This window comes from Cellulomonas sp. (assembly GCF_035634735.1).
Taxonomy (GTDB): Bacteria; Actinomycetota; Actinomycetes; order Actinomycetales; family Cellulomonadaceae; genus Cellulomonas.
The window spans coordinates 1-6,167 of sequence record NZ_DASQCJ010000151.1; the positions used below are offsets into that span (position 1 = coordinate 1).

The 6,167-nt window shown below is 77.8% G+C and carries 5 protein-coding genes; 2 read left to right on the forward strand and 3 right to left on the reverse strand.

Translation table 11 applies throughout. From position 1 onward, the window contains the following. Positions 1-2,151 (forward strand): DEAD/DEAH box helicase (locus tag VER05_RS13075; protein ID WP_324845777.1); only part of this gene is annotated, 2,151 nt, incomplete at its 5' end. A 115-nt stretch (positions 2,152-2,266) separates the two neighbouring features. Beyond that, the gene (locus VER05_RS13080; RefSeq protein ID WP_324845778.1) at positions 2,267-2,929 is read left to right on the forward strand and encodes a VIT1/CCC1 transporter family protein; all 663 of its coding nucleotides are present in this window, start codon (positions 2,267-2,269) and stop codon (positions 2,927-2,929) included. A gap of 43 nt (positions 2,930-2,972) precedes the next feature. Here the strand turns inward: VER05_RS13080 and VER05_RS13085 are convergent, their stop codons facing one another. From VER05_RS13085 to VER05_RS13095, 3 genes are all read right to left on the reverse strand, one after another. Continuing rightward, on the reverse strand, positions 2,973-3,191 hold the full coding sequence (locus VER05_RS13085; protein ID WP_324845779.1) for a hypothetical protein: 219 nt from the start codon (positions 3,189-3,191) through the stop codon (positions 2,973-2,975). A 430-nt stretch (positions 3,192-3,621) separates the two neighbouring features. Then, the gene (locus VER05_RS13090) at positions 3,622-4,356 is read right to left on the reverse strand and encodes an energy-coupling factor transporter transmembrane component T (RefSeq protein WP_324845780.1); all 735 of its coding nucleotides are present in this window, start codon (positions 4,354-4,356) and stop codon (positions 3,622-3,624) included. Beyond that, positions 4,353-6,050: an ABC transporter ATP-binding protein gene (locus VER05_RS13095; RefSeq protein ID WP_324845781.1), complete on the reverse strand. Its 1,698-nt coding sequence runs from the start codon at positions 6,048-6,050 to the stop codon at positions 4,353-4,355. The genes VER05_RS13090 and VER05_RS13095 overlap by 4 nt, the downstream gene beginning before the upstream one ends. Positions 6,051-6,167: the final 117 nt, after the last annotated feature.

Genomic DNA, 6,167 nt, shown 5'->3' on the forward strand with positions numbered 1-6,167 from the left:
GTGATGGACGAGTTCCACTTCTACGCCGACCCGCAGCGCGGCTGGGCGTGGCAGGTGCCGCTGCTCGAGCTGCCGCGCGCCCAGTTCCTGCTCATGTCCGCGACGCTCGGCGACGTGTCGTTCTTCGTGGACGACCTCGAGCGGCGCACCGACGTGCCCGTGGCGGTCGTCGCCGGCGCCGAGCGCCCCGTGCCGCTGTCGTTCACCTACGAGGTCGAGCCGCTGCACGAGCTGCTGGAGATGCTGGTGCAGACCGGCCGCTCCCCCGTGTACGTCGTGCACTTCACGCAGAAGGAGGCCGTCGAGCGCGCGCAGGCGCTGCTGTCGATGACCCTCGCCAGCCGCGAGCAGCGCGACCGGATCGCCGACGAGCTGGGCGACTTCCGGTTCGGCCCCGGGTTCGGCAAGACCCTGTCCCGGCTGCTGCGGCACGGCGTCGGCGTGCACCACGCGGGCATGCTGCCGAAGTACCGCCGGGTGGTCGAGCGGCTGACCCAGAAGGGCCTGCTCCGGGTCGTGTGCGGCACCGACACCCTCGGCGTCGGGATCAACGTGCCGATCCGCACGGTGCTGCTCACCTCGCTGGTGAAGTACGACGGCGTGCGGATGCGGCACCTGTCCGCCCGCGAGTTCCACCAGATCGCCGGGCGCGCCGGCCGGGCCGGGTTCGACACCACCGGCGAGGTGCTGGTGCTGGCGCCGGAGCACGTCATCGAGAACCGCAAGGCCCTGCAGAAGGCCGGCGACGACCCGAAGAAGCTCAAGAAGATCGTCCGCAAGCAGGCGCCGCCCGGGATGGTCAACTGGACGGACAAGACGTTCGAGCGGCTGCGCGACGCCGAGCCCGAGCCGCTGACCTCGTCGTTCGGGGTGTCGCACGCGATGGTGCTCAACGTCCTCGCCCGCCCGACCGGCGACCCCGTCGAGACCATGAAGCACCTGCTGCTCGACAACCACGAGCCCGAGTCGTCGAAGGGCCGGCTCGTCCGGCAGGCGATCGCCATCTACCGGTCGCTGCGCACCGCGGGCGTGGTCGAGCGGGTCGTCGAGGACGGGCCCGGCCCGGAGCGGCTGCGCCGGACCGTGCGGCTGACCCTCGACGTGCCGCCGACGTTCGCGCTGAACCAGCCGCTGTCCCCGTTCGCCTACGCCGCGCTCGACCTGCTGGACGTCGAGGACCCCGGCTACGCGCACGACGTGGTGTCCGTCATCGAGGCGACGCTGGACGACCCGCGCCAGGTGCTCGCGGCGCAGGAGAACCGCGCCCGCGGCGAGGCCGTGGCGGCGATGAAGGCCGACGGCATCGAGTACGAGGAGCGGATGGCGCTGCTCGAGGACGTGTCGTACCCGAAGCCGCTCGCCGAGCTGCTCGGCGCGTCGTTCCAGATCTACAAGCAGACCAACCCCTGGGTCGCCGACCACGAGCTGTCCCCGAAGTCGGTCGTCCGCGACATGCACGAACGGGCGGCCACGTTCGCCGAGTACGTGTCGCTCTACCAGCTCGACCGCACCGAGGGCGTGCTGCTCCGCTACCTCGCGGACGCGTTCCGGGCCCTGCGGCAGACCGTGCCCGACGACCTGCGGACCGAGGAGCTGCACGAGATCGTCGAGTGGCTCGGCGACCTGGTGCGCCGCACCGACTCGAGCCTGCTCGACGAGTGGGAGCGGCTCGCCCACCCGGAGGACCTGGACGACGCCACCGTCACCGAGTCCCGGCCCGAGGACGACGCTCCCCCGCCGATCACGGTCAACAAGCGCGTGTTCCGGGCGCTGGTCCGCGGGGCGCTGTTCCGCCGGGTCGACCTGGCGGCGCGCGAGGCGTACCCGGCGCTGGCGGCGCTGGGCGACCAGGACGCCTCCGACGCGCCGTGGACCGCGGACCGGTGGGGCGACGCGCTCGACCCGTTCTACGACGACCACGACGAGATCCTCACCGGCCCCGCGGCCCGCGGCCCCGCGCTGTTCCAGGTCGACGAGCGGCCGTCCGCGCACGGCGAGGCGGGCGCCCGGGGCGAGCTGTGGTTCGTCCGGCAGCTGCTCGACGACCCGGCCGGCGACCACGACTGGCGCATCGACGCCCTGGTCGACCTGCCCGCCTCGGACGCCGCCGGCGAGGTCGTGCTGCGGGTGCTCGCGGTGGGGCCGCTCTGACCTGCGGGAACGTCTTGACCGGTTCCAGATAAGGGCAGGCAAACCTGCGTTTCCGCAGGTCAGGGCAGCCTTTCCTGTGATGACAAGGCGTCATCTCCGGCCTACCGTGGCTGCCATGAGCGCCCTGTCGACCCACCTCCTGGACCGTGACCGCACCGCCGCATCGGCGACCCGGCGCGCCGCCGAGGGCGCCGCTCCCGATGCCCCGGGCACCGGCACCCCGGGCCCCGGCGGCCCCGCCGTCGCCCTGCCGACCGCCGAGCGGCTGAACTGGCTGCGCGCGGGCGTGCTCGGTGCGAACGACGGCATCGTCTCCGTCGCCGCCACCGTGGTCGGCGTCGCCGGCGCGGCCACGGGCCTCGCCACCCTGGCGGTCGCCGGCGTCGCCGCGCTGGTCGCGGGCGCGCTGTCGATGGCCGCGGGCGAGTACGTCTCGGTGAGCAGCCAGCGCGACGCCGAGCGGGTGCTCGCCGCGCACGGCGTGCGGGACGCCGAGGAGGGGCTGACCAACCCGTGGCACGCGGCGCTCGCGTCGCTCGTGGCGTTCGTGGTCGGCGGCGTGGTGCCGCTGCTCGCGATGCTGGGCCCGTGGGGCGGCGAGGCGCGCGTCGTGGCGACGTTCGCGGCGGTCGTCGCGGCGCTCGTGGTGACCGGCACCGTGAGCGCCCGCCTGGGCGGCGCCCCGGCCGGCCGCGCGGTGCTCCGGAACGTCGTGGGCGGCAGCCTGGCGATGGCGATCACCTACGGCGTGGGCTCCCTGGTCGGCCTGGCGGTCTGACCGGCTCGGGGGCGCTCGGGCCGTCGAGGTCGGCGGTTGCGCCTCAGGTCGCCGGTTCCGCCGGGGTCCGGGCGGCCGCAACCGCCGACCTCGGCCGGACGAGACCCGGCAGCGGGAGGCCCAGACGGGCGGCGTCCTCGTCGGTGAACAGGAGGGCGACCTCGTCCGCGCCCAGGTCGACGGCCTCGCCGGGCGCACCCGACGTGGCCGCGACGAACCAGACCGGGCCGCCTCCGACCTCGACCCGGATCGCGAGGGGCACGTCGGCCGCGCCGCGCTCGCCGGCGGGCGGCCCCACACGGCGGCCGCGGAGGTGACGGTCGCGCCGAGCCGCCCCGCCCAGCGCGGGTGGGCCGACACCGACCAGGTCTCGGGTCCCCCCTCGGCGCCGGGCGCGGGGGCGGCGAGGGGCAGCCGGTCGAACACCTCGACGCCGTGGCACCCGAAGGTCCACGCCCAGGTGATCGCCCGCGTGCCGGCGTCGGTCACCAGCTCCACGCCGAGCACCGCGTGGTGCCAGTCCTCGTGGTCCCACACCCGCGGCTCCGGCCCGAGCGCCGCCACGTCCGCGTAGGCGACGCCCAGCAGCCGGAGCCCCACGAGCCCGTCGACCGCGTGCTCGAACGCGCCGCGGCGGTCGGGCTCGTCAGACACGCCCCCATGCTGCCGCACGCGGGGGCGCGAGGTCGCCGTCACGCGCCCGCCGCCAGGACCAGCGCCAGGACGCCGAGCACCCCGCCCGCCAGCACGGCGTCCGCGGCGCCGAACGGCACGGGGCGCCACACCGTGCGCGGACCGGCGGCGAGCCCGCGCGACTCCAGCGCCAGCGCGACCCGCTCGGACGCCCGGATCGACGCCACGAGCAGCGCGAACGCCGAACGCGCCCACCCGCGCCACCCCTCGCGCGGCCGGCCGTCCCGCCCGAGCGGGGCGCGGACCAGCTGCGCCGCCCGGATCGTCGCCCACTGGCGCGGGAGCCCGGCGAGCATCCGGTGGCCCGCCAGCAGCGCGTACGCGTACCGCGGGCTCAGCCGCGCGTGCCGGACCAGGCTCACCATGAGGTCCCGCGGCGGCGTGCTCGCCAGGAACGCGACGGTGGCGACGCCGATCACGCACCCGCGCAGCGCGAGCGCGGCGCCGACCACCAGGCCCTCGTGCGTGACCCGGAACGGCCCGCCCGCGACCAGGACCGCGCCCGGCCGGCTCGCCGCGTTGACGAGCAGCACCCCGACGCCGAACGTCCAGAACGGCACCTGGGCGAGCAGCAGCCGCCGGCCGCCCACCCCGGCGCCCCACCGGGCCGCGGCGAGGCCCAGCAGGTAGAGCGCCGCGAGCGTCGCGGGGTCCAGCAGCGCGAGGGTCGCGACCGACACCGCGACCACGAGCAGCAGCTTCACGGCCGGGTTCCGGGCCGCCAGCGGCGTCACGCGACCGGCTCCGCCGCCCGGCCGACCGGCCCCGTCGCCCCGCCGAGGGCCCGCGCGTCCAGCGCCGCGAGCGCCGCCCGCAGCCGCGCCGCGTCGGGCACCGCCGCGGCGAGCCGGCGCAGCAGCAGCGAGGGCCGGAGCCGGGCGGCGGCGAGCAGCCCCGGCGCGCGGAGCAGGGCGAGCGGGTCCACCTCGGCGACGAGCCGGCCGCCCGCCGCCACGAGCACCCGGTCGGCGGCCGACGCCACGGCGCGCAGGTCGTGGCAGGTGAGCAGGACGGCGCGCCCCGCGCGGGCCTCGTCCGCCAGCGCCCCGAGCACGGCCGCCGTCCCGTGCCGGTCCAGGCCGAACGTGGGCTCGTCCGCGAGCAGGACCGGACGGTCGTGGACCAGCATCGCGGCGAGGCTCAGCCGGCGCTGCTCGCCGCCGGACAGCCGGTGCGGGTCCCGGTCCGCGAGCGGGGTCAGGCCGAACCGCGTGAGCGACGCGGCCACCCGCTCGTCCGTCGCCGGGCCGGGCGGCAGCCCGGTCGCGACCTCGGCCCGCACCGTGCGCCCCGCGAGCTGGTGCTCCGGGTTCTGGACCACCAGCCCGGCGCGGGGACCGTCGACGGCGCCCGCGAGCGGCGCGAGCAGCCCGGCGAGGCACGCGAGCAGCGTGGACTTGCCGGCGCCGTTCGCGCCGACCAGCGCCACGACCTCGCCGGCGCGCAGCTCGAGGTCCACGTCGCGCAGCACCGGCTCCGGCGCCGGCCCGCGCCGCCCCCGGCGCCGGCCGCGCCCGACGGCCAGCCCGCGGGCGGCGAGCAGCACCTCCCCGGGCGGCGCGGGGGCCGTGCGCGGCGCCGGGCCCCGGGACACCGCGTCGGCCAGCGCCAGCACCCGGTCGTGCTGCCCCCCGTCCCCCGGCGCGCCGCCGAGGGTCACCGCCAGCTCCACGTCCTCCGGGAGCCAGCAGCCCCGCGCCAGCAGCTCCGGTCCCGCCGCGCGCGCGACCTCCGCCGCCGGCCCGTCGTGCGTCACCCGGCCGTCCGCGGACAGCACGACCCACCGCCCCGGCAGCCCGGCGACGCCCGCGTCCCCCGCGAGGGCGTCCAGCCGGTGCTCCACCAGCACGCACGCGGCGCCGGTCGCCTGCCGCGCGGCCGCCAGCGCCGCCCGCACGGCCGCCACCCCGTCCGCGTCGAGCATCGACGTCGGTTCGTCCAGCAGCAGGAGCCGCGGCCGGGTGACCACGGCGGCGGCGAGGCCGACCCGCTGGAGCTCGCCGCCGGACAGCGCGTCCGTGCGCCGGCCGGCCAGGTGCGCGGCCCCGGTCGCCGCGAGCGCCGCCCCGACCGCGGGGCCGATCGCGGCGGGCGGCGTCCCGAGGTTCTCCAGCGGGAACGCGACCTCGTCCGCGACGTCCGCGAGGCAGACGCCCGTCTCCGGGTCCTGCGCGAGCACCCCCACCACGTCCGCGAGCGCCGCGACGCCGTGCTCCGCGACGTCCCGGCCGGCGACCGCGACCCGCCCCCGCACCCGGGCGGGGACGGCGTGCGGCACCGCGCCGTGCAGGCAGCGCAGCAGCGTCGACTTCCCCGCCCCCGACGGCCCCAGCACGAGGACCTGCTCCCCGGGGGCGAGCCGCAGGTCGACGGGCCCGACGCCGGCGCCGCCGTCGAGCACCGCCTCGAGCCCGGCGACGTCGAGCACGGCCCCCGCGTCAGCCGGCACGGCGCTCGAGCACCGGGCGCTCCGCCGCCGCCGCCCGCCCGATCGCGAACCCGTCCAGCACCCCGGTGCGGAGCAGCGCGTCGACGACCACCTTGG

What these genes read in the sequence shown, in the direction of transcription:
- VER05_RS13080 (WP_324845778.1), top strand. Translation starts at nt 2,267, where the DNA reads ATGAGCGCCCTGTCGACCCACCTCCTGGACCGTGACCGCACCGCCGCA.